The 22,956-nt window shown below is 43.8% G+C and carries 18 protein-coding genes, 1 other RNA gene and 1 pseudogene; 13 read left to right on the top strand and 7 right to left on the bottom strand.

Annotated elements, in window-relative coordinates:
- The first annotated feature begins 13 nt into the window (after positions 1 to 13).
- Positions 14 to 712 carry a hypothetical protein gene (locus BKE30_RS12730; RefSeq protein WP_143253733.1) on the top strand — a complete coding sequence of 233 codons (699 nt, stop codon included), beginning with the start codon at positions 14 to 16 and terminating at the stop codon, positions 710 to 712.
- A 193-nt stretch (positions 713 to 905) separates the two neighbouring features.
- Positions 906 to 1,490 carry a TMEM175 family protein gene (locus BKE30_RS12725; protein ID WP_076878967.1) on the top strand — a complete coding sequence of 195 codons (585 nt, stop codon included), beginning with the start codon at positions 906 to 908 and terminating at the stop codon, positions 1,488 to 1,490.
- A gap of 160 nt (positions 1,491 to 1,650) precedes the next feature.
- Here BKE30_RS12725 and dapA read toward each other — a convergent pair whose 3' ends face one another.
- The 4 genes from dapA to carA form a co-directional block, all read right to left on the bottom strand.
- A complete protein-coding gene (gene dapA / locus BKE30_RS12720) occupies positions 1,651 to 2,544 on the bottom strand; it encodes a 4-hydroxy-tetrahydrodipicolinate synthase (RefSeq protein WP_076878966.1) in 894 nt (297 codons plus the stop codon).
- 403 nt (positions 2,545 to 2,947) lie between these two features.
- A complete protein-coding gene (greA, locus tag BKE30_RS12710; RefSeq protein ID WP_076878964.1) occupies positions 2,948 to 3,427 on the bottom strand; it encodes a transcription elongation factor GreA in 480 nt (159 codons plus the stop codon).
- Between the two features lie 108 nt (positions 3,428 to 3,535).
- Positions 3,536 to 6,766 (bottom strand): carbamoyl-phosphate synthase large subunit, encoded by a 3,231-nt coding sequence (carB, locus tag BKE30_RS12705; protein ID WP_076878963.1) that lies wholly within the window; start codon positions 6,764 to 6,766, stop codon positions 3,536 to 3,538.
- Between the two features lie 14 nt (positions 6,767 to 6,780).
- A complete protein-coding gene (carA, locus tag BKE30_RS12700; protein WP_076878962.1) occupies positions 6,781 to 7,953 on the bottom strand; it encodes a glutamine-hydrolyzing carbamoyl-phosphate synthase small subunit in 1,173 nt (390 codons plus the stop codon).
- 408 nt (positions 7,954 to 8,361) lie between these two features.
- Between carA and BKE30_RS12695 the strand changes: the two genes are divergently transcribed.
- Positions 8,362 to 8,949, top strand: a complete 588-nt coding sequence (locus tag BKE30_RS12695; protein WP_076878961.1) for a hypothetical protein — start codon at positions 8,362 to 8,364, stop codon at positions 8,947 to 8,949.
- 249 nt (positions 8,950 to 9,198) lie between these two features.
- On the top strand, positions 9,199 to 9,657 hold the full coding sequence (locus tag BKE30_RS12690; RefSeq protein WP_076878960.1) for a hypothetical protein: 459 nt from the start codon (positions 9,199 to 9,201) through the stop codon (positions 9,655 to 9,657).
- A gap of 147 nt (positions 9,658 to 9,804) precedes the next feature.
- On the opposite strand, the gene glpK is transcribed toward BKE30_RS12690, so the two are convergent.
- Positions 9,805 to 11,292, bottom strand: coding sequence for a glycerol kinase GlpK (gene glpK, locus BKE30_RS12685; protein ID WP_076878959.1), 1,488 nt, complete (start codon positions 11,290 to 11,292; stop codon positions 9,805 to 9,807).
- A 137-nt stretch (positions 11,293 to 11,429) separates the two neighbouring features.
- Here glpK and ssrA point away from each other — a divergent pair.
- From ssrA to BKE30_RS12670, 3 genes and pseudogenes are all read left to right on the top strand, one after another.
- Positions 11,430 to 11,787: a transfer-messenger RNA gene (gene ssrA / locus BKE30_RS12680) on the top strand.
- A 181-nt stretch (positions 11,788 to 11,968) separates the two neighbouring features.
- Positions 11,969 to 13,075 (top strand): tyrosine-type recombinase/integrase, encoded by a 1,107-nt coding sequence (locus BKE30_RS12675; protein ID WP_076878958.1) that lies wholly within the window; start codon positions 11,969 to 11,971, stop codon positions 13,073 to 13,075.
- Positions 13,026 to 13,301, top strand: a pseudogene (locus tag BKE30_RS12670) (YagK/YfjJ domain-containing protein); the annotation flags it as partial. The gene BKE30_RS12675 and the pseudogene BKE30_RS12670, both read left to right, overlap by 50 nt.
- Before the next feature lie 63 nt (positions 13,302 to 13,364).
- On the opposite strand, the gene BKE30_RS12665 reads toward BKE30_RS12670, so the two are convergent.
- Complete coding sequence (locus BKE30_RS12665) at positions 13,365 to 14,006, bottom strand: hypothetical protein (RefSeq protein WP_076878957.1); 642 nt, start codon at positions 14,004 to 14,006, stop codon at positions 13,365 to 13,367.
- A gap of 23 nt (positions 14,007 to 14,029) precedes the next feature.
- Positions 14,030 to 14,347, bottom strand: a complete 318-nt coding sequence (locus BKE30_RS12660; protein ID WP_076878956.1) for a hypothetical protein — start codon at positions 14,345 to 14,347, stop codon at positions 14,030 to 14,032.
- Positions 14,348 to 14,721: 374 nt separating this feature from the next.
- On the opposite strand from BKE30_RS12660, the gene BKE30_RS12655 reads away from it, so the two are divergent.
- The 6 genes from BKE30_RS12655 to BKE30_RS12630 all read left to right on the top strand — a co-directional run bounded on the left by BKE30_RS12655 (position 14,722) and on the right by BKE30_RS12630 (position 22,823).
- Positions 14,722 to 15,009 (top strand): hypothetical protein, encoded by a 288-nt coding sequence (locus tag BKE30_RS12655; protein WP_076878955.1) that lies wholly within the window; start codon positions 14,722 to 14,724, stop codon positions 15,007 to 15,009.
- Positions 15,010 to 15,080: 71 nt separating this feature from the next.
- Complete coding sequence (locus BKE30_RS12650) at positions 15,081 to 16,124, top strand: DUF932 domain-containing protein (protein WP_076878954.1); 1,044 nt, start codon at positions 15,081 to 15,083, stop codon at positions 16,122 to 16,124.
- A gap of 154 nt (positions 16,125 to 16,278) precedes the next feature.
- A complete protein-coding gene (locus BKE30_RS12645) occupies positions 16,279 to 17,319 on the top strand; it encodes a YqaJ viral recombinase family nuclease (protein WP_076878953.1) in 1,041 nt (346 codons plus the stop codon).
- 120 nt (positions 17,320 to 17,439) lie between these two features.
- Positions 17,440 to 18,423 (top strand): GmrSD restriction endonuclease domain-containing protein, encoded by a 984-nt coding sequence (locus BKE30_RS16495; protein ID WP_076878952.1) that lies wholly within the window; start codon positions 17,440 to 17,442, stop codon positions 18,421 to 18,423.
- Entirely contained in the window at positions 18,378 to 19,775 is a 1,398-nt protein-coding gene (locus BKE30_RS12635; RefSeq protein ID WP_264754308.1) for a PD-(D/E)XK nuclease family protein, read from the top strand. The genes BKE30_RS16495 and BKE30_RS12635 overlap by 46 nt, the downstream gene beginning before the upstream one ends.
- Entirely contained in the window at positions 19,776 to 22,823 is a 3,048-nt protein-coding gene (locus BKE30_RS12630) for a TnsA endonuclease N-terminal domain-containing protein (RefSeq protein ID WP_083698574.1), read from the top strand. It abuts the gene before it with no gap.
- Positions 22,824 to 22,956: the final 133 nt, after the last annotated feature.

The following is a 22,956-nucleotide window of genomic DNA, read 5'->3' as shown; positions in this document are numbered from 1 at the left end:
AACGGAGCCGCCCATGCCAACTCAAAGTACAAGTCAACCAGAAAACCCCATACTGCCTGTACCTGCACCATGGCAATTAACTGGTGAGGGTTATGTGGTGGCTGTCTGGATGCCTGACGATAATGCACCTATAAAAAATACAGCTACAAAGCTAGGCAAGCTGTGGCCGCGTGGCCGTATTCAGTTGCTGATTTTTGCGCATTATACCCAAAGTGATGCAGGGCCTTATGATGAGCTGCTGCATATTCCACAGCTAAGCCGCGGGGTAGTAGAAGGCTATCCTTCCATTGATAAAATTTATGTGTCAACCATGGCATCAGTCATTAATGGCCAGAACAACTGGGGTATTCCCAAGCAATTGGCGGTGTTTGACTATCACCCGGCAACAAAATTGCAGGCTGAGTCTATCAAGGTCAACACACCAGACCAGCAGCCCATTGCCCGAATTACATTTCAGCGTAGCCGGTTTAAATTTCCGGTAAGCACAGCAGTTATTCCTGCACGGTTAAGAACGCTGGTACAGGACTGGCAGGGCAAACGGTTTTATACAGCCCCCGCAGCCAGCGGCCATGCCTGTATTGCCAAGGTAAAAGACTGGTGGTTTGACCCCGCTTATTTCCCTGATTTAAGTGCTGCCAAAGTGCTGGCGGCTTTTAAAATGACCGATTTTAAAATGACTTTTCCATTGCCTGATATCACCCATCTGGATTGAACCTGAAAGTTGCAATATTCAATGCAACAAATCCAGTATCATTAAATGATGCCATGCAATAGCAGTCCAGAAGCTCATAATTGGCAAGGCATTGTCACTGATATTGGTAGATTGGGGATTGCTGGCTAAACCCTAACTCTTGAAACAATGGATAAAAGATTAGACAACATTGTTTAAAATAAATGGAAAAACGATGCAAAAAAATCGGCTTGAAGCATTTAGTGATGGCGTACTGGCCATTGTCATTACCATTATGGTGCTGGAACTTAAAGTCCCGCATGGCTCAGACCTGCATGCACTTACCCCATTAATTCCAGTGTTTTTAAGCTATATCCTCAGCTTTTTATACATTGGGATTTACTGGAATAACCATCATCACCTGTTACACGCCACCCGTCATATCAATGGCCGTGTGCTATGGGCCAACCTGCATTTGCTGTTCTGGCTATCACTATTGCCGTTTAGCACGGGATGGATGGGCGAAAATCATTTTAATGCATTGCCCACTGCAATTTATGGCATCAATCTGGCGGCTTGTGCGGTGGCTTACTGGCTGCTGGTACATACCATTACCTGTGCCGATGAAGAAAACAACACCTTGCGCTTTGCCATTGGCCGTGACTATAAAGGCATGCTGTCGGTGGCCTGTTACTGTCTGGCAGTCCCGCTGGCGTTTTACCACGAGTGGATTTCTCAGCTAATTTATCTGGCGATGGCGCTAGTGTGGGTGATTCCCGATAGCCGGATTGAAAAAAATGTGCCCAAAATTCCAGCCTAGAATATTGCCACAAGATGCAGCTTATATTATTGAATGAGGTATGAAGTTTAAATATGAACTGGCTGCAATACGCCAGTTCAGGATGTTCTAGTTTAAAGTGTTTATTTAAGCGTTTGGTTTAATCCGAACGGTTAAATCGGTTTGCTTTGTTCAGGATAAATCAGGTTTTCGGGATAAGCTGTTGAGCCAGACTGCTTAATTGTTCAACCAACGCTGTAGAGGGGGGTAGTAGGGGAAAGCGCAACTGATTGGCAATGTGCCCCTGTTGTGCCAGTAATCCTTTGAGCGGTGCAGGATTAGGCTCGGCAAACAATTGCTGCATTAACGGACTAACACTGGCAAAAATCTGCCGCGCTTTGTTCAGCTCGCCCGCCTGAATGGCATGCATCATGCTGATATACAAGTCCGGCCTGATATGGGTTGCGGCTGCAATGGCACCATGTCCACCCATGCATAGGGTATTAAAAATATTAAAATCTTCACCAGCCAATACCTGCAAATTGCCATCTTCAATCAGTGCCTGCGTGATTGCCAGTGAACCAGCACAATCCTTGATGGCCTGAATGTTGGGATGCCGCGCCAAAGCGAGTAAGGATGGCAACTCCAGCCGCACACCCGTACGGTAAGGAATTTCATAAATCACCAGTGGTTTTTCGCTAAGATCAGCCAACCGGATAAAATACTCAACCAGCCCTTGTTGCGAGGGCCGGATATAGCTGGGCGAACTTAGCATAATGCCTGCAATGTCATACTGGCTAAGCTGAGCGATACGCTCGCAGGCTTGCACAAACGTGTTGGCAGTCAGCCCGGCAATTACTGGCAAGCCTTGGGCTGCCTTTAAGGTTATGCCAAGGATTGCATCCTGTTCCTCATAGCACAGTAACGATGCTTCACCGGTGGTGCTTAAGCTGGCAAAACCACGGATGCCGCTGCTTCGATACTGTTCAACCAGTCGCGTCAGGGCAGAATGGTCTACACCTGCATCCATACTTGCATCATCCGCTTGCAATGGAGTAATCAGAGGGATCCAGATCCCGGAAAAATCAAAAGTCATGAGTGTTCTCTAAGCAATACTGACCGGCTTAGGAAACATCAGATGGGTGGGGGTTGTTACAGCAGGGCATCGCACTGTTCCGTCACTCATCTGACGGAACAGTTGCCCCGATCAGATCAGCAACTGTTTCTTGGGTTTAGGCTGGCTCATGTGCAGGCAAGCCTGTTCGCCACGGCATTGTACGTGGTCAAAAACAGTCAGCTCGCAAAATATTAAATTAGCCATGGGTTGAATATAGGATTTTCCTGAAAAAAGGACAACCGGTTTTTGAACACTATTTTTATTGGTTAAACCAACCAGTGATTTAATTTTTATTTCAGGCCTAATTTTAAGCACAACATTTTGTAAAAACAAAAGGCCACCTACTGGCAGCCTTTGTGTGAGCATTCAAATTTCTTGGCGATTAGCCCAGATACTTCACACTCATGATTTCATATTCAACTTCACCCTTAGGTGTCTGAATCTTCACTTCATCGCCTTCGCGCTTGCCAATCAGGCCACGCGCAATCGGGGAGTTAATCGAAATTTTATTGATCTTATAGTCGGCTTCATCATCACCCACCAGCTGATAACTGCGGCGTTCTTCGGTATCCAGATTTTCAATTTCAACCGTCACGCCAAATACCACCCGGCCATCCTGTTGCAACTTGCTGACTTCAATCACGTCAGCGGCACCCAGCTTGGCTTCAATTTCCTGAATCCGGCCTTCACAAAAACCCTGCTGTTCCTTGGCCGCATGGTATTCCGCATTTTCCTTCAGGTCGCCATGCGCCCGTGCTTCAGCAATTGCCGCAATAATACGTGGACGATCTTCGGATTTTAAACGTTGTAGCTCGTCTTTCAGGGCTTGTTCACCCTGTGGGGTCATGGGATAGCGTTGCATAATCATGTCCTTTTAAATGGTACAGCACCTGTGTTCAGCATAAAAAATAAATACTGCGCTAAAAAAAAAGCTCCGCCACTAAACAGTAGCGGAACCCTTTAGACGCTGTTAGATGTTTTGCAAATCTTGCAAACGGTAAACGTCCATTGGCAGTTGAATATTCACGGCCTGACACACCGCATCAGCACCGCTCAAGGTGGTGGTGTAATACACCTTGCCTTGCAGGGCACTACGGCGGATTGAGAATGAATCCTGCTGTGCCTGTTTACCTTCAGTGGTATTGATAATGAGGTGAATCTCGCCATTTTTCAAGCGGTCTACAATGTGCGGACGGCCTTCTGTCACCTTGTTCACACGCTCACATTCAATGCCTTGATCACGCAGCATGCGGTAAGTCCCACCAGTTGCCACCAGCTTAAAGCCAAGGTCACTCAGCTTTGTCGCAACGGCGGCAATGTGTGGCTTGTCGCTATCACGCACCGACAGGAAAGCACGCTTGATTTCGCCCTCGGCTGGCTTGCCCGGCAGGCGGTCATTACTGCCCAGCACCGCTTTGTAGAAGGCTTCACCAAAGGTTTTGCCCACGCCCATCACTTCGCCGGTAGATTTCATTTCCGGCCCAAGGATCGGGTCAACACCGGGGAACTTGGCAAACGGGAACACTGCTTCTTTCACTGCAAAGAACGTAGGCACGATTTCCGTGGTAAAGTCCTGCTCGACCAGTGTTTTACCGGCCATGCAGCGCGCGGCAATCTTGGCGAGGCTGACACCAATACACTTGGACACAAACGGCACGGTACGTGAGGCACGTGGATTGACTTCCAGAATATAAACATCGTTGCCTTTGACCGCAAATTGCACATTCATCAGGCCAACCACGCCCAATTCTTTGGCCATGGCAACGGTTTGCTCACGCATCACGTTCTGAATCTCATCAGACAATGAGTATGGTGGCAATGAACAGGCAGAGTCACCAGAGTGAACGCCAGCCTGTTCAATGTGCTGCATGATGCCGCCAATCACTACTGTGGTGCCGTCAGACACACAGTCCACGTCCACTTCAATGGCGTCATCAAGGAAACGATCCAATAATACCGGCGCTTCGTTTGATGCCTGTACGGCTTCACGTAAATAACGCTTGAGTTCATCCACGTTATACACGATTTCCATGGCGCGGCCACCCAGTACATAGGATGGACGCACCACCAGCGGATAACCCACTTTTTCGGCTTCCACAATGCCTTCTTCAGCACTGCGAATAATGCGGTTTGGCGGCTGGCGCAGGTTTAAGCGCTCAATCATTTGCTGGAAGCGTTCACGGTCTTCCGCACGGTCAATCGCATCTGGCGATGTCCCAATAATGGGCGCACCTGCTTCTTCCAAGGCACGGGCCAGTTTCAGTGGCGTCTGGCCACCGTACTGCACAATCACGCCCTTGGGTTTTTCAAGGCGGATAATTTCCAGTACATCTTCCAGAGTGACTGGTTCAAAGAACAAGCGATCGGAAGTGTCATAGTCGGTTGATACGGTTTCCGGGTTACAGTTGACCATAATGGTTTCATAACCATCTTCACGCATGGCAAGGGCCGCATGCACACAGCAATAGTCAAACTCAATGCCCTGACCAATCCGGTTTGGCCCGCCGCCCAGTACCATGATTTTGTCACGGTTGCTTGGGTTGGCTTCACACTCATCTTCATAGGTGGAATACATATAAGCCGTGCTGGTAGCAAACTCAGCAGCACAGGTATCAACGCGCTTATATACCGGATGAATGCCCAGATCCCAGCGACGCTTGCGCAATTGTTTCTGGCGTATTCCCAATAGATTGGCAATACGCAAGTCAGACAGGCCCTTACGCTTTAAGCTGCGCATGACATCATAGGTTAAGCCAGCAAAGCCCAATTGTTTAACCTGTTCTTCGGTTTTAACAATGTCTTCAATCTGTACCAAGAACCATGGATCAATGGCGGTGTATTCAAACACCTGTTCCATGCTCATGCCATGACGGAACGCATCAGCCACGTACCAGATCCGGTCTGGGCCGGGCACTTTGAGTTCAAGGCGCAGCTTGTCTTCAGCCCCTTCGGCACCGACCGGAATTTTTTCATCAAAACCTGACGCACCCACTTCCAGACCACGCAAGGCTTTATGCATGGATTCCTGAAAGCTGCGGCCAATCGCCATGACTTCACCCACAGACTTCATCTGGGTGGTCAGGATAGGTTCGGCCTGCGGGAATTTTTCAAAGTTAAAACGTGGAATCTTGGTTACGACATAGTCGATGGATGGCTCAAACGAGGCCGGGGTTGCACCGCCGGTAATGTCATTTTTTAGCTCATCCAGTGTATAGCCCACGGCTAGCTTGGCGGCAATTTTGGCAATCGGGAAACCGGTTGCTTTGGAGGCCAGCGCCGATGAACGCGACACACGCGGGTTCATTTCAATGACCACCATGCGGCCATCTTTGGGGTTAATCCCGAACTGCACGTTGGAACCACCGGTTTCCACGCCAATTTCACGCAGTACCGCAACCGATGCATTACGCATCAACTGGTATTCTTTATCGGTCAGGGTTTGCGCTGGGGCCACGGTAATGGAGTCACCAGTATGCACACCCATGGGGTCAAAGTTTTCGATGGAACACACGATAATGCAGTTGTCGTTTTTATCACGCACCACTTCCATTTCGTATTCTTTCCAGCCAATTAATGATTCATCAATCAATAATTGCTTGGTGGGCGACAGATCGAAACCGCGCTCACAAATTTCAATGAATTCTTCACGGTTGTAGGCAATCCCGCCACCCGAACCACCCATGGTAAATGACGGGCGAATAATGGCTGGGAAACCCAGTTGCGCCTGAATTTCAAAGGCTTCTTCCATGTTGCTGGCCACGGCCGCACGCGGACATTCCAGACCAATACGGCGCATGGCCTGATCGAACAGCTTGCGGTCTTCAGCCATTTCAATGGCTTCTTTACTCGCGCCAATCAGCTCGACATTGTATTTTTCCAGTACACCATTGGCATCCAGTGCCAGCGCACAGTTCAGTGCAGTCTGGCCGCCCATGGTGGGCAATACCGCATCAGGACGTTCTTTTTCAATAATCTGGGCAACCGTCTGCCAGGTGATCGGCTCAATGTAGGTTGAGTCGGCCATGCTGGGGTCGGTCATGATGGTGGCCGGGTTGGAGTTCACCAGAATAACCCGGTAGCCTTCTTCACGCAGCGCTTTGCAGGCTTGCGCACCGGAATAGTCAAACTCGCAGGCCTGACCAATCACAATCGGGCCAGCACCAATAATCAGGATGCTTTTTATGTCTGTACGTTTAGGCATTGATAAACTCCTGATTATGACTGTTGAGATTTGTTTTGCAGGGTTTCGTCCTGCTTGGCCTGCTGCATCAATTCGACAAAATGGTCAAACAGCGGCGCACAGTCATGCGGGCCGGGGCTGGCCTCAGGGTGCCCCTGAAAGCTGAATGCCGGCTTGTCGGTACGGTGAATGCCCTGATTGGTGCCATCAAACAGCGAGCGATGGGTCACCCGCAAGAATGCAGGCAGGGTGCTTTCATCCACCGCAAAACCGTGGTTCTGGCTGGTAATCATCACCGTACCATCGTCCAGATTCTTGACCGGATGGTTGGCACCATGGTGGCCATGTGGCATTTTTACGGTTTTGGCACCAGAGGCCAGCGCCAGAATCTGGTGGCCCAGACAAATACCAAATACTGGAATTTCAGTATTGTCGACAATATTTTTTACGGCTTCGATGGCATAGTCGCACGCAGCCGGGTCACCCGGGCCATTAGACAGGAAAATACCATCCGGGTTCATCGCCAGTACTGTTTCTGCCGGGGTTTGGGCCGGCACGACAGTTAAGCGGCAGCCACGATCCGCCAGCATGCGCAGGATATTGGTCTTAAAGCCATAGTCATAAGCAACCACATGGAATTTTTCTTCTGGCTGGCTAAAGCCCTTGTTGAGTTGCCATGAACCAGCAGTCCACTCATAGCCTTCCGGGTCGCAGCATTCCTTGGCTAAGTCCAGTCCGTCCAGCCCACCAAATGCCCGTGCCGCTTCCAGCGCCTGTTGTTCGGTAATGTCATTGCCTGCCAGAATACAGCCATTTTGCGAACCCTTATCACGCAGGATACGGGTCAGCTTGCGGGTATCAATATCGGCAATTGCCACAATATTTTGTTCTTTTAAATATTGATCCAGCGGCTTGGAGGAGCGGAAATTACTGGCAAGCAGCGGCAGGTCACGAATCACCAGACCACTGGCCCACACGCGGCTGGCCCGGCCGGATTCATGGTCTTCATCATTGGTGCCGGTATTACCAATATGCGGATAGGTAAGGGTAACGATCTGTTTGGCATAACTGGGGTCAGTTAGAATTTCCTGATAACCTGTCATGGCAGTATTGAAAACGACTTCACCGGTCGTACTACCCGTGGCTCCGATAGAAGTACCATGAAAGATCGTTCCGTCGGCGAGGGCTAAAATGGCAGGGGTGCGCAAAACTGAGCTCCTGAGCTTGAACCAGAAAATTGGGGCTGTAAAAAAGCGAGTAGACGTGCCAAATGATAGACAGTGTTGAGGTAACACGGTCTCCTTGAGTCTTCTCGCTTGAATTAACCGCATATTGTACGGATTTGTGTTTTAAAAGTCTATGTAAAGCGAGCAGTTTTCCTACAAAAGCGGGCTGCTTTACATTTATTGCCTGTTTCGCTGGTTTTGACTGCATCATTTGCCAGTTTGCTACAGATTACAAACCACAGCCGGAGCCTAATTACACAAGTGTCACATTAGATAATCGCTGTATAAAAACATCACAAGAAATGCTTAGTCATTGGGCAAGGCAGTTTATATATTAAATTGAAATTGTGGCTTTTTTTATTTTCAATATTTAATCTTTTGGAGAACACCATGGCGAATAACAACGCAAACGAATTTCAAGAGCATACTAAAAATCTGGTAGAGGCTGCGCTGGAAAATGCCAAGAAGCGTGAAGAAGCACAGCAAGAGGCCGAAGCAGACAAGGGTATTGTAGATCAGGTGAAAAGCAAAGCCAGTGACTTAGGCGATCAAGCAAGCGAAAAGCTGGATAGCCTGAAAACCGGTGCTACCGATCAAGTCAATACGTTAAAAGATAAGGCAACTGAGTTAAAAGATCAGGTTACCGAGAAAGTGACAGAGCAGGCTACTCACCTGAAAGATCAAGCGACTGAAACACTGGACAACAATAGCGATAAACTGGCTGAACTAAAAACTCAGGCCATGGAAAAGCTGGACGAGCTAAAAAACCTTGCTGTTGGCAAACTTGAAGAAAACAATATTCATGTGGAAGATCTAAAAACTCAGGCGCTGGATAAATATGAGGAATTAAAAACCAAGGCCCTTGAGAAGCTTGAGGAAAATAACATTAATGTTGATGACCTCAAAGCGCAGGCCCTGGACAAGCTTGAAGAAATCAAGACCAAGGCCAAGGAAACACTGGAAAAAATTAAAAGCTAGTAATTGCCATTAATTAAAGGCTTTAATAGGTTTAATGCTGTTTAAAAAAGTACTGTTAGCTTAAAGCTGGCAGTACTTTTTTATGTTTGTTCGGATTTTTGCATTGTCTTTTATTAAGAATTTATTTTCTTAAGTTGTGTTTAACAAACCGTTAATCTAAAACAAATAATTGTCCGACAGTTTGGCTTTTTAAAATTTTGCGTTGTGTCATATTGAGGCAACATGATTCAACTTTAATGGAGCACAACCATGACTAGCAAAAATACAGCTGCCAAAAGCACTGCAAATAAAAGCACAGCTACACCTACTGAACAGGTGACTCAGCAAATTGACCAGCTAAAAGAAAATGCCAGCGCTACCTTAAATGAAGTTAAGCAAGTGACAGCCAGTGCACTGGACCGTTTTGAAGGACAAGCTGAAGCAGCCTCTGAAACGATTCAGAAAAATGTTGCAGGCTTGCAGGACGAAGTTCATACACGCGTCAGCTTTGCCAAAGAACATTTAAACACCACGCGCCAGAACATCACTGAACTGTTTAATACCTTAAAGGATGAAATTACTGAAACCTTTAATGAGCTGTTGAATGACGCGCAAGGTACGATTGGTGAAGTAAAAGACGTGCTAAACAAAGCCAAGGACGACGCACTGGTAAAGCTGGATGACAGCAAGAAAACCACACTTGATGCATGGCAGAAATTTAAGGGCTAATCAGAAACCTGTTATAGGTTTAGGTCACTTAAAGATACCCTATAGCAAAGCAGGCTGTCAGGAATGACCGCCTGCTTTTGCATTGTGGTGGAAAGCTAAAAAAGCCCCAGCCCGGTATGATCCATCTTAAGTCATGCTTCAGATGCTTTAACTATTAGTACGTGCCTTGCTCACCGCCTGATGCCATTGGTACAAATGCTGCTGGCGTTCGTCATTATTCATGCTGGGTTCAAAGCTGCGATCCAGCTGCCACAGGTGCTCAATATCATGGGTACAGCTAAATAAGCCAACACCCAGACCAGCCATAAGCGCCGCACCCAATGCAGTGGTTTCCTGAAGTTTTGGCCGTAACACCGGTACACCCAGCAGGTCAGCCTGAAATTGCATGAGCGTATCATTGCAGCAGGCCCCACCATCAACGCGCAACTCTGTTAGGGGAGCCGGTGCATCCTGTTGCATGGCCACCAGCACATCTGCCACCTGAAAGGCAATGGATTCCAGTGCAGCACGGGCAATATGGCAGCGGTTGGTGCCACGGGTCATGCCAGTGAGCATGGCACGGGCCTCACTATCCCAGTAGGGTGCACCCAGACCGGTAAATGCAGGAACCAGCACCACGCCATCGGTATCCTTAACCTGCCGGGCCAGCGTTTCTACTTCACTACTTTGCCGGATAATGCCAAGCCCATCGCGTAGCCACTGCACAATGGCACCAGCCATAAACACGCTGCCTTCCAGCGCGTACTGTGGTTGCTGCTGTGGCGTTTGCCATGCCAGTGTGGACAGTAACTGATGCTGGCTGTATTTCAGCTCATTACCTGTATTCATCAGCATAAAGCAGCCCGTGCCATAAGTATTCTTGGCCAGGCCAGCACTAAAACAGCCTTGTCCAAACAGGGCGGCCTGCTGGTCACCAATGGCGGCACAAATGGGTACTTTACGGCCCAGCAAACCATCCGCGGTGTAACCAATCAGTCCACCAGAAGGCACAATAGTAGGCAATATACTGGCTGGAATATTAAAATAATCCAGCAATTCTTTATCCCAAGTCTGCGTTTGAATATTCATCAGCAAGGTGCGTGAGGCATTACTCATGTCAATCACATGTTGCTCGCCACGGGTCAGGTTCCAGATCAACCAGCTATCTACCGTACCAAATGCAAGGTTGCCTTCATTGGCCAGACTGCGTGCTTCAGGCAGGTTTTCCAGTATCCAGACCAACTTTCCTGCGCTAAAGTACGGATCAAGCCGCAGACCGGTTTTTTTGCATAGCTTATGTTCATCCATCAGCTTGCGCTGCTGTTCACACCATTCGGCAGTACGTCGATCCTGCCAGACAATTGCTGGTGCTACAGGCTTACCGGTTTTTTTATGCCACACCACAGTGGTTTCACGCTGGTTAGTCAGGCCGATGGCTGCAATATCCTGTGCCAGCAAACCCGCTGCGGCCATGGCTTGCTGGGCTACCCCAATCTGGGTATTCCAGAGTTCCTGCGCATCCTGTTCTACCCAGCCTGGATGTGGGGTACGAATGGTAATTTCACGTTGCGCACTGGCCTTAATCTGGCCTTTGCTGTCAAAAATAATGGCACGGCTGGATGTTGTGCCTTGATCAAGGGCCAGTAAATAATCCATTTTGTTGTTCACTTCCTGCTTGAAATTTTTGTGATTGATACCATTATATACATAACCTTGCTTTAAACAGGAATGTTATGAATTGGTGAAGCACATAGCGTCCAGTTGCATAACCTGTTATAGTAAGCGTTCGCATTGGGGATGTTCTGGCTTCGACGCTGGTGATGAAACTCAATGATGCATGCCGAGAGCGCATTATCTCTCGTAAATCAATCTTGCATTTTTATAGTCGCAAACGACGAAACTTACGCTCTAGCAGCCTAAGGGCTGCTTGTCCGCCGAACCAAATATCTGTGGTTGGTGAGGCCGACCGAAGCGCACGCACACAGATCCGCACCGTGTAATGTCCCGTGACATGGTGTCAAACTTAGGGAATCGCTTCTAACGTCCTGTTCGTTGGGCTGTTAGCGGTTAAAGCAATAGACGATAACTAAGCATGTAGATTCGTGGGCGTAGTGCTGGCGGACGCGGGTTCAAATCCCGCCATCTCCACCAAAATTCTTTCCGAAGCAATCCATCGGAATCTAAAAAAGCCTTTAAACTCAATGTTTAAAGGCTTTTTTTATGCCTGTTTGTCCGATATTGTCTGATCCCATTTGACCCCATATTTGCTCTTTGTGGGTAAATATTGGGAAAATTTACCCAGACATTAATACATCAATTATGGGTAATCGGCATGCCACTTACAGATACTGAATGCAGAAAAGCACAGCCGAAAGACAAACAGTATCGTCTTTCGGATTCACATGGTTTATCCCTTATCATTACCACCAAAGGTCAAAAATATTGGAATGTGCGAGTCACTGTCCATGGTGAACGTAAGTCTGAGTCGCTTGGCCCATATCCAGATTTAAGCTTAAAAAAGGCAAGGGAGCTTGCATATGAGCTTAAGCATAGATACTCACGTTCAGTATTGCATGAAGACTTAAAGCCCTATTTCAAAGAAGTTGCAGAAGATTGGTTTAATAATCAAAAAGAAACCTGGTCATCCAAACATATCAGTAATGTACGAGCTTCATTGGATGAGCTTTATATTGCTCTTGCTAATAAGCGTATTAATCAGATTCAGGCTCCTGAGATTCTGCAAATCATTAAGAAGATTGAGGCAAGAGGTTCGCTTGAAATTGCAAAACGTACCTTGTCTCGCTGTGGCATGGTCATGAAGTATGCCATTGCCCATGGATACCGCTATGATAATCCGGCAGGTGATCTTGTTTATGCTCTCAAGAACAAAAGAGTCAAAAACCTGGCTTCGCTTACTGCCTCTGAAATGCCTGAATTTTTAAGGAAGATAAGAGCATATCCAAGTGATGCTCAAACACATCATGCCATTATTCTGATCATGCTGACAGGCGTTCGGGTTAGTGAGTTGCTGCAAGCGCGCTGGGAAGAATTTGATCTGGAAGGGCGTAAGTGGGATATCCCTGAAGAACGAATGAAGAACAGACTTCCGCATCGTGTACCGTTGACGGAAATGATGATTGCTGAGCTTCAGGCATTGAGACTTACTCATAATCAGGAACTGCTTTTTCCACATCGTTTAAATAACAAAGAATCTATGCGTAGCGAGTCTATTTTAGCTGTGATCAAACGTTCGGGCTATGCTGGTCGGATGACCACACATGGTTTTAGATCTCTATTCAGTACAGTCGTAAACGAATCTAATCTGTTTAATCCAGATGCCATTGAGCGCCAGCTTGCTCATGTTCCCCAGAATAGAATTCGTTCGGCCTATAGAGAAGTGTTGGAAGCAGATTACACATGGATATGGTCATACTTTTAACTGTAACCATTCCGACTATATGGCGAAATTTGAAGCGAAGGGGACTTTAGGAATCGGTATGATCCATCGTACTGATGATCAGCAAGTTCACAATTTTCTGAATTACGTTGTTCCTTATCTGGCGAATGCTGAAAAAGAACAGCAGCATCCCCGAGTGAAAGATTCAGCCTATATGCATAGCTTTGGTAAAGGTGTATTCGATTCGAAAAACCGAAGAGGTTTATAAATATTGATTTTTCAATAGAGAGCACGACTATCAGCGGTGTTCTCTATGTTGTGCAATCTGATATCAAAATGACAAATTTACATTGCCTTGATCTGTAATTATTTCAGCTTCAATGACCTGATCACCACGACATTTCAGTAGATAAGAAACAGTAGAACTATAATTCATTTGAACAGGAATTTTGCTATAGAAATCACCTGTATAAAAACCACAGCGACCACGGTTAATATTTAGTCCCTCTAAAGTAAAGGGTTGATCAGTGGTAGACTGGATTTCTAAAATGTACTCAATTGCTCCAGGTACATTAAATGCTGATTGAGATTCACGACTGTTTATTCTGGCACGAACAGATACCTCTTGTTGCTCCATTTCCATCGGAATATTATTGCTATATTCAGGATTGTCGGGAGCAAGATCAGATTCCATCATAGCGGTCAGTGCTTCAGGATGCTTATCCCAGTTGTCGAGAAATGATTGTGCTTGTTTGACTGCTGCGGGCAAATACTCTGTGTCATTTTCTACGATTTGGGTCAAGGCTTGAATTTTGGCTTCAACGTCTTCTTTGCTGTACGGATCATATTTGGATTGTGCATTATGAGCAGAGCTGTTGGATGTCTGATCTGTATTTTCAGGAATAGTTTGATTGTTCTGACTACAAGCTATTAAGAAAGTGGAAATTATTACAGTGGATAAAATGGCTTTCAATGTGGTATTCCTTTGCCAAAAAATTAGAGGTTATTAATATCAAAATCGGAATTGTAAGCACATTCTCTAAATGTATTTAGGTAGGTAACTACATTATTTCCTTTTTCTGAGATAAGACGTGCATATTCATTTTTTGAAATATGGTCTGCATTTAGGGTTCCTACTTGTGCAGGATGTTCTCCTTCAATACAAAAAGATGTTTGACCAAGATGAGTTCTTCCATGATATAGAGCACTGACAAATTGTAGTTGAACTCTATCTGAATATTGATTTAGAAAATATTGAACATATAGTTCAGATTGAGGTTTGTAGTTGTTAATAGCATGTTCTAAGTTTGCCATTGTAAATGCCTTAAATTGAAGAAGAGTATTGATTATCTATAGTTTGCTTTTTAATGAAATCATAAATTTAAATAATTTTAATTCATTAAACTATGATGCGATTTGCCTTTCTAAAAGGTATATCTGATTTATATTTTAAATAAAATTCTGCAACGGTTATCTGTCTCCTCCTTTTAAATTCACTGTTGTATTTTTTATTATCATACAGATTTCATCTAATGAATCAAAGAGGATTAGATCAATCTTATTCTAAATTATTTCAAGTACATAACATCCTAATGAGAATCATGAAGCTCTTTTGAGTACACATGAAAATGAATATCAAGCCTGCCATCGAGCAGGCTTTTTTATGCCCCAAATTTAGGAGTCGAGCTATGAGCTTGAACTGTCCATTTTGTCAATCAACAAACATCATGTTGATTGAAGCAAGTACATCACAAGCAAATACAGCCTTATCTAGCCTTGGAACACCAGCGACATTAGCTGCCTTGGGAAGCACGGTAGCGAAGTCTTTCAACCTCCCACCAATTGTCGGCGGAATTGCAGGAACAGTATTAGGTGGTTTGTTTAATTCATTGACAGAACAAAGCACACCACGGCATCAAAGTTTGTACTTTTGCCACAACTGCTATCAGAAGTTTCCAACCCATTTTTTGCATTAAACGTACTAAAGCAAAGTAATTTCATATTCATACACATTCAAATTTCAGTTTAATTTAAAAGGAATAAAACTATGGCACATCAACTTGAACAAATGGCTTATGTCGGTGAAACCCCTTGGCATGGACTTGGCAATCACTTAAGTCAAAACCAACCGATTGAAATCTGGGCACAGCAGGCAGGCATGGACTGGTGTATCAAGTCATCCGATGTCAGTTATATGGCACAGAATGAACGTGGGCAAAGCATCATCATGCCCTATGAAGAACAGCGTGTACTTTACCGTTCTGATACCCATGCGCCCTTGTCAGTCGTCAGTCAACGTTTTCAGGAAGTCCAGCCTCGAGAGATCTTAGAGTTTTATCGTGATCTAACAGAACAGTCTGGTTTTGAACTGGAAACAGCAGGCGTACTTAAAGGCGGTAAGAAGTTTTGGGCATTGGCACGGACAGGACAAAGTTCAGCACTCAAGGGAAAGGATGTCAGTAATGGCTATATTCTTCTTGCAACTGCATGTGACGGTACGCTTGCCACAACAGCACAATTTACTTCCATCCGTGTCGTCTGCAACAACACCTTGGCGATTGCTTTACGTGGTCAGAACAGTAGTGCAGGTGTAGTGAAAGTTCCGCATAGCACCAAGTTTGATGCAGATAAGGTCAAACAGCAATTGGGTATTTCAGTTCGTGCATGGGATGAACACATGTATGAAATGAAGCAGCTCAGTCAGCGTAAAGTCACCCAGTCTGAAGCCGCAGCCTACTTTGATGCGGTATTTAATAACACCACAATGAGCATTGCAGATCAGGAAGAAAATATTATTCAGTTCTACCGTGATGTTGCAACTCAGGCAGCACAGGCAAATGCCAAGGAAAAAGCTGAGCCAAATGCCAAGGCGATGACTAAAGCAATGGACATGTTTAACGGTCAGGGACGTGGTGCAACACTTTCATCATCTAAGGACACGACTTACGGATTACTCTGTTCAATTACAGAATTTATCGATCACGAGCGTCGTGCCATGAGTACAGATCATCGACTCGATTCAGCTTGGTTTGGTGCAGGAGCAGCGATCAAGCAACGTGGACTAGAACAGGCTTTACGCATGGTGTCATAGTGTAAAAGGTTAAGTTTTTTCAATAGAAAGTTAGATCTATCATTTAGATTTTAAAGATAAATTTACATTTTAAAAATAATTAAACCACATCTTCGGGTGTGGTTTTTTTATGCCCTTTATTTGCCACCATCCATATAAAATGAGGAAGCAAGCTATGAATACAGCAATATTAAACCCATCCATTCAACAAGCCAGCAAACCCTTTAATACCCCAAAACTGTTTACAGCAAAACGCTTGGTCAATACTAAAAATATGACTCAATCTGACTGGCTTGAAGTTCGTCGCCAAGGTATTGGCAGTAGTGATTGTGCAGCAGCCTGTGGATTGAATCCCTATATGTCGATGCTCGAACTTTGGATGATCAAGACAGGACGAGTCAAACAATCGATTGAAGATGAAGGTTCAGGTGTCTCTCCACTCTATTGGGGCAAGCAACTAGAGCCATTGGTGGCTGAGTACTACAGCATGCATACCAATAACAAGGTACGCAGAATCAATGCAGTGCTTCAGCATCCAGATCCTGATAAGCATTTTATGCTTGCCAATCTGGATTACTCCGTTGTGGGCAGTGATGAAGTCCAAATTCTGGAATGCAAAACAGCAGGAGAGTACGGCGCAAAACTTTGGCGAGATGGTGTGCCGTTATATGTGTTATGTCAGGTGCAGCATCAACTGGCTGTAACAGGCCATCAGGCAGCCCATATCTGCGTGCTGATCTGTGGACATGAAACCAGAATCTTTAAAGTGACACGCTCTGAATCGGTCATACAGCACATCATCAATGCTGAACGTTATTTCTGGAACTGCGTAGAAAAAGATACACCGCCTGATGTGGATGCCAGTGAATCGGCAGCTAAAGCCTTGCAGCAACTCTATCCGCAGCATGTGCCACTAACTGTTGAAGACCTAAGTCATCACGAGCAAGCCAACCAATTGTTTACCCAGCTGATCCAAGAAAAACTTCAGATTGAAAAACATCAAAACAAGTTTGACGAAACCAAACATCAAATCCAGCTGTTGATGAGGGATGCTGAACGAGCAACCTTTGCCAATGGTTCAGTAACGTGGAAGAAATCCAAAGATTCAATCAGTTTAGACAGTAAAGCCTTACTTAAACTTCACCCAGAAATGCTTGAGCAGTTTCCGCAAAGCAAAGCAGGCACACGACGTTTTCAGATCTATACCGATGACTGAATCCATCACATCGATATTTCCACGAAATATCCAATCTTACTAAAAGCGCAAAAAACCACCTCCGATCTACCGCTTCCCGAAGGAGCGGTAACTGATTTAGAAGCGCTTAAAAGCTATCTAATGCATTTAGTTTACCTGCATGCTAAAAACCCGAATGATAGTCTGTCTGTCGTACAAACCCATTTTTCTAATATTTATCGCCACATTGAAAGACAGTTGGAAAATAAGCTTATTCCGAGTGAAGACTCAATTCTTTCATATCACGCTGTAAGTTATTTGAATTGGCATTCGGATGAATGGCGACACCCTAAAGAATTAATCAAAAAAATTATTCAAAAGATGGAGCCTGAACTCATTCAAGATTGGGTAATAGAGTTTGTATCGAACCTTGAAGAAACATACAAAGTTTTCACAAAACTATTCAATAGTCTTGATACCTATACTGAATTCACACACCTGCTGATGGTCAAAAAGATGGCGGTATTCTGGCCTCTTGTGATTAAAACATTTGTGTTGGATAGAACAGCTAAGAAAGATCAATTTTGTTTAGCTGCGCGTTTAATGGAAGTGTTTGCAGTGAGAGGATATGCTTTAAGTGGTATTCGCTCAGATGCTGGTTTATCAACACTGTATGCTAAGGCAAGAGATTTCGATGGTAACTATATGGAATTGCAAGCTTTATTATTCTCGATGTCCTCGTGGTGGGATATGGAAAATAGATTTAGTAATAGTATAGAAAGTCCTACTTTCTATAATCAAAACCGTATTGATGCTACGTATATTCTTTGGCGTTATGAAAATTATTTACGTTCACAAACCGGCCGTAAAGTAGAGCATCTTTCCTGGAAACACTATTTAAAGCCTAAGGATAATGCGACCAAATTGAGTTTAGAACATATTGCAGCAAGAAAAAATCCTATCAGTGAAATTGTGGTCGAGTGGGATGAGGGTGAACCTAAACACTTTTACGAAGTTGCGACTCACAGGATTGGAAATTTAGTGATTGATTCTATTTCTGCTAACTCATCTATGGGTTTACAGCCTTATTTTATCAAGCCTTGCAATTTCCATTATTTAGCAAATATTTTTCTGATGATGCTTTAAATGGTCTGGATAAAGGTCGTGCTGCGCGGAACTTATCTAAGTTTTCATCGCTATTAGCTAAGTTTGAATATTTGCACTATGTAACAGTCATTTCAAAAGAGTTTATCGATAAAAATTTAACAGACTTATTTAATCAATACTTCAGATTCCTGAAGGATGGTGGTATTGGTGAGTATGAAGATGACTCTGAATATGCACCAAGTGGCTGTGTATCCTTCCTGACAATTCACCAATCGAAGGGATTGGAATATCCCGTAGTGATCACTTGTAGTTTAGAAGGTGTGCCTCGTAAGAGTCATAGCCAGCTCGATGAGACCCTAGAGAATAATTATTTTAATAAGCCACCCTATGAGCCATTCGACTTAATCAAGAACTTTGATTTTTGGCGTTTGTACTACACGGCATTTTCTCGGGCACAAAATTTATTAGTTTTATCTGCTGAAATTAAAACGGGTCATGGAGCTTCACCATCCAAATATTTTAAGCCAATTGTAGATGGCCTCGTGAACTGGAGACATCCTGAGCTTGATTTATCACAAATTCAATTTGCTCAAGTCAAAGAGATGAATTTGAAGCGCGAGTACGCTTTTACTTCACATATTCTCTTATTTGAAGCATGTCCTGAGCAGTATAGATTCTTTAAAGAGCTTGAGTTTCATCCTGTTCGAGCGGGTGCTCAGATCTTTGGTACGCTCGTGCATCAAACGATTGAAGATATTCATAAGGCAGTATTGCGTAACGAAAGTCATCTCGTGACTCACGAGCAGATTCAAAGTTGGTTAAATACAAACTACATTTATTTATCAAAAAAAGAGCGACAGTTCTTGGCGCCTAGTACCATCAAGGCCATTGAGAAGCATGTGCTTAACTACTACGATCGTGAGAAACAGCAGTTACATCGATTGCAGGAAGCTGAAGTTGAGATTTCCTTGGTGAAAGATCAATACATCTTGAAGGGTAGTATTGATTTAATCCGAGGGGAAGATGGAACAGTTGAGATTATTGATTTTAAATCTGAGCGTAAGCCTGATTTAGAGAAAGAGAAATCTAGATTGGAAACGTATCAACGTCAGCTTCAGCTTTATGCGCACTTGTTGGAAGAGAAGACAGGACAGACCGTAAGCCGTATGCACTTGTACTATACGGGTGAATCAGATGGCTCTCCGTATGTCAGTTTTGATAAAAAAATAGAACAGATTGAGAGAACGGTGAAACAGTTTGATCAAGTAGTGTCTCGTATTGAAGCGAAAGATTATGGGATGACATGTAGACCTGATAAGCTTTGCCCCAACTGTGACATGCGTTTTTACTGTGACCGTAAAAATTGGAATTTTGTGAAGGAAAGTCTTTAAATGACAACTGAAAATAATACTTTAGATTTGCCTGAAGAAAACCCTCAAGAGGGTGTATTTAAGTTTGAGCCAATTAAAGGCTTCCCGATGTTGAACTGGAAAGGGAAGCGCCCTTTTACTTCAACTCGCTATTACCCAGCACAATTAAAAGAACAACATGGTGAAGCGGTTAATGGTTGGCTGAATAAGATTTTTTGGGGAGATAACCTTCAGGTCATGTCACACTTGCTACGTGAATTCCGTGGCAAAGTGGATTTGATTTATATTGACCCACCGTTTGACTCTAAAGCTGATTATAAGAAAAAAGTAAGTTTAAGGGCTGGTAAAGCAGAAAATGATCAATCTGTTTTTGAAGAAAAACAGTATACGGATATTTGGGCAAATGATGATTATTTACAATTTATGTATGAAAGATTGTTACTTTGTCGAGAGCTATTAACCAAGAAGTTCTTAGACTATAACCATCCAGCGAATAGACGGGATGCTTTTCTACGTCGTCCTCAGTTTGAAGCCCTAGAAATTTACATCTTTTTAAAAGAGTTTTTGGGCAATGACAAAGTCGAAAAACTCTTTGAAGATTGGTACAAAGGCCAAAATAAATTTGAAGGGCGTAAGGTTTCAAATGTCACTGATCAAGATTCGATTCAGGGTAGTTTAGGTTTAGATCAGACCGAAGTTGATAATACTGTTATCAACTACGAAAAAATCTTAAAGGCTATGAAATCCAATAGCCGTGATTATCCTAACTATATCTTTGCATTGACCATGGGTACGGGTAAGACCTTACTCATGGCGACGTGTATTTTCTATGAATTCCTATTAGCAAATAAATGGCCAAAGGATGAAAAATACTGTCATAACGCTTTGATCTTTGCGCCTGACAAAACCGTATTACAGTCTCTTCGAGAAATTGAATCCTTTGATATTTCAAAAGTTGTGCCAAAAGAGTATGTGGGTATTTTTGATGCGAACTTAAAATTTCACTTCCTTGATGAAGCTGGTACTTCGCTTAGTACGATGGATGGCTCTAAGTTCAATTTGATTGTATCGAATACGCAAAAAATTATTTTGAAGCGTCAACATGCTGAAAAGACAGCGACACAGCAACTATTTGAAAACAGCCAACCTGATTACGGCGCGTTCGCAGAGCTTTATGGTGATCTAGGTCTCCCAGCCAATGAAGATGACCTAAAGACAAACCAACGTTTTGAGAAACTATCACGCCTGCCTCAGCTCGGTATTTTTGTCGATGAAGCGCACCACTCCTTTGGTCAAGCTTTGAAAAAAGACATGATGGGTGGTACGACAAAGACGGATAATAGTTTACGTCGAACGATCGATGAGCTTGCTAAGAATTTGAATGAAGCTGGCACTCGGGTTGTTGCATGTTTCAACTATACGGGTACACCATATGTAGGTAAGGATGTCCTTCCTGAAGTGGTCTATGCATTTAACTTAAAAAATGCGATTCAGGAACATTATCTAAAAAGCCCAGCAGTACACTCTTATACAACGACACGTACTGAAGAGTTTGTAAAGATCGCTGTTAAAGATTTCTTAGATGCGACAAAAGATATCAAGCCTGAAGGGTTATTGCCGAAGCTAGCTTTCTTTGCGTCAACAGTTGAAGAACTTACAGAAGAGTTGAAGCCTGAGTTAGAACGTCAGTTGGCAGAACATGGTATATCAGCTGATAAGATTTTGGTGAACGTTGGTGATGACAAAATTACCAAGTCGGATGATATTCGTAACTTCAATAATCTCGATGTTGTAGGTACGGAAGGAGCAGAGAAGCAATTCATCTTATTGGTGAACAAAGGCCGAGAAGGATGGAACTGTCGCTCTTTGTTTGGCGTAGCAATGTATCGTTCACCAAAGTCTAAAGTTTTTGTGCTTCAGGCAACGATGCGTTGCTTGCGTTCTATTGGCAAACAACAATATACGGGTTCGATTTACCTAAGCAAAGAGAACTATGACATCCTTGATGCTGAGCTTCAGGCTAACTTTAGAATGACGGCTTCAGAGTTTAATGATCCTCAGCCTAAGACCAAGAATATGCTTAATGTTCATGTTCGGGAAGATGTCAAAATCAAACTTAAGCATGTTAAGCAAACCATTAAGCTAAAAGAGAAAGAGTTTGTAAAAGGCACTGCTCTTGAGCTTGATCCATCAAATACAGATGCTTGGAATGAGTTAACTAAAGATTACAAAATCATCCAAGTGACTACGACAAACCTCGAAGCCAGAGACTTTAATTCAGCTCAATATAGTAAGACGACAGATCGGACGAGTGAGAAGACTAAAGTTGAATATTCGGCTTTGACGCTAGTTGCTGAGATATCACGTTACTTGAACATTAGTCCCATTCGTATCGAGATTATGCTTGATCAAACTAAAGAAGGTTTAAAGCAAATTCTAGAATGTGTAAATGCGTTCAATGAGCTGTTATATGACGTTGTGATCCCAAGACTATTCAATGCTATTTACGATACGGAAGTTGAGAAAGAGACGATCGAGAAAGAGGTTCAGCTGATCATACCTCCTACAGTCGGCGGTTTATCTTTCTATGAAATCTCTGAAGGTAAAGGTGGTATAGCTTTTTATGCAAATACTCAAGCAGAATTGAGAGATAAAAGCTTCAATCTCGATACTTATAGTTTCGATTCGAATCCAGAATACGCATTATTTTGGGATTTATTAAAGGATGAAGGTGTAGAGAAAATTTACTTTACGGGTATGTTTACTGATAAATCAAAAACGGAGTTTTACTTCCAATATATTGATCCAGATTCTTATGCTCTTAGAAACTACTATCCTGATTTCTTGGTGCAATTGAAAAATGGTCAATACGTCATTGTGGAAGTGAAAGGGGATCATCAATATGAAGACCCTACTGTATTGGCTAAAGCTAAAGCAGCAAAGGAGTACGCGAGTATGAGTGATATTGAATATCGAATGATTAAAGGTACAGATGCTGTAGCACACTTGTATCAGCATTTGATAGCTGGTGGAACGGTTGCGGAGAAAGCAGGAAATCTCCTAAATTAAAAGTAATAAAAGAGACCGTGGCTTTAGCCACGGTCTCTTTTATTTTGATAGGGTAAATTTGGGTAACTCAGTTTTTAAAAAATAATATAATTTAGATATTTAAATACTTAGGTAAACTGTCACCATCTCCATC

It is taken from the genome of Alkanindiges hydrocarboniclasticus (assembly GCF_001982605.1).
Lineage (GTDB): Bacteria > Pseudomonadota > Gammaproteobacteria > Pseudomonadales > Moraxellaceae > Alkanindiges > Alkanindiges hydrocarboniclasticus.
The sequence above is the reverse complement of the archived record's forward strand: the minus strand, read 5'-3'. Positions and strand labels throughout refer to the sequence as shown.

What these genes read in the sequence shown, in the direction of transcription:
- BKE30_RS12655 (WP_076878955.1), top strand. Translation starts at nt 14,722, where the DNA reads ATGAGCTTGAACTGTCCATTTTGTCAATCAACAAACATCATGTTGATT.
- dapA (WP_076878966.1), bottom strand. Translation starts at nt 2,544, where the DNA reads ATGACTTTTGATTTTTCCGGGATCTGGATCCCTCTGATTACTCCATTG.
- BKE30_RS12725 (WP_076878967.1), top strand. Translation starts at nt 906, where the DNA reads ATGCAAAAAAATCGGCTTGAAGCATTTAGTGATGGCGTACTGGCCATT.
- BKE30_RS12645 (WP_076878953.1), top strand. Translation starts at nt 16,279, where the DNA reads ATGAATACAGCAATATTAAACCCATCCATTCAACAAGCCAGCAAACCC.
- BKE30_RS12660 (WP_076878956.1), bottom strand. Translation starts at nt 14,347, where the DNA reads ATGGCAAACTTAGAACATGCTATTAACAACTACAAACCTCAATCTGAA.
- BKE30_RS12650 (WP_076878954.1), top strand. Translation starts at nt 15,081, where the DNA reads ATGGCACATCAACTTGAACAAATGGCTTATGTCGGTGAAACCCCTTGG.
- glpK (WP_076878959.1), bottom strand. Translation starts at nt 11,292, where the DNA reads ATGGATTATTTACTGGCCCTTGATCAAGGCACAACATCCAGCCGTGCC.
- BKE30_RS12690 (WP_076878960.1), top strand. Translation starts at nt 9,199, where the DNA reads ATGACTAGCAAAAATACAGCTGCCAAAAGCACTGCAAATAAAAGCACA.
- BKE30_RS12630 (WP_083698574.1), top strand. Translation starts at nt 19,776, where the DNA reads ATGACAACTGAAAATAATACTTTAGATTTGCCTGAAGAAAACCCTCAA.
- BKE30_RS16495 (WP_076878952.1), top strand. Translation starts at nt 17,440, where the DNA reads ATGCATTTAGTTTACCTGCATGCTAAAAACCCGAATGATAGTCTGTCT.
- BKE30_RS12730 (WP_143253733.1), top strand. Translation starts at nt 14, where the DNA reads ATGCCAACTCAAAGTACAAGTCAACCAGAAAACCCCATACTGCCTGTA.
- BKE30_RS12695 (WP_076878961.1), top strand. Translation starts at nt 8,362, where the DNA reads ATGGCGAATAACAACGCAAACGAATTTCAAGAGCATACTAAAAATCTG.
- greA (WP_076878964.1), bottom strand. Translation starts at nt 3,427, where the DNA reads ATGCAACGCTATCCCATGACCCCACAGGGTGAACAAGCCCTGAAAGAC.
- carB (WP_076878963.1), bottom strand. Translation starts at nt 6,766, where the DNA reads ATGCCTAAACGTACAGACATAAAAAGCATCCTGATTATTGGTGCTGGC.
- BKE30_RS12675 (WP_076878958.1), top strand. Translation starts at nt 11,969, where the DNA reads ATGCCACTTACAGATACTGAATGCAGAAAAGCACAGCCGAAAGACAAA.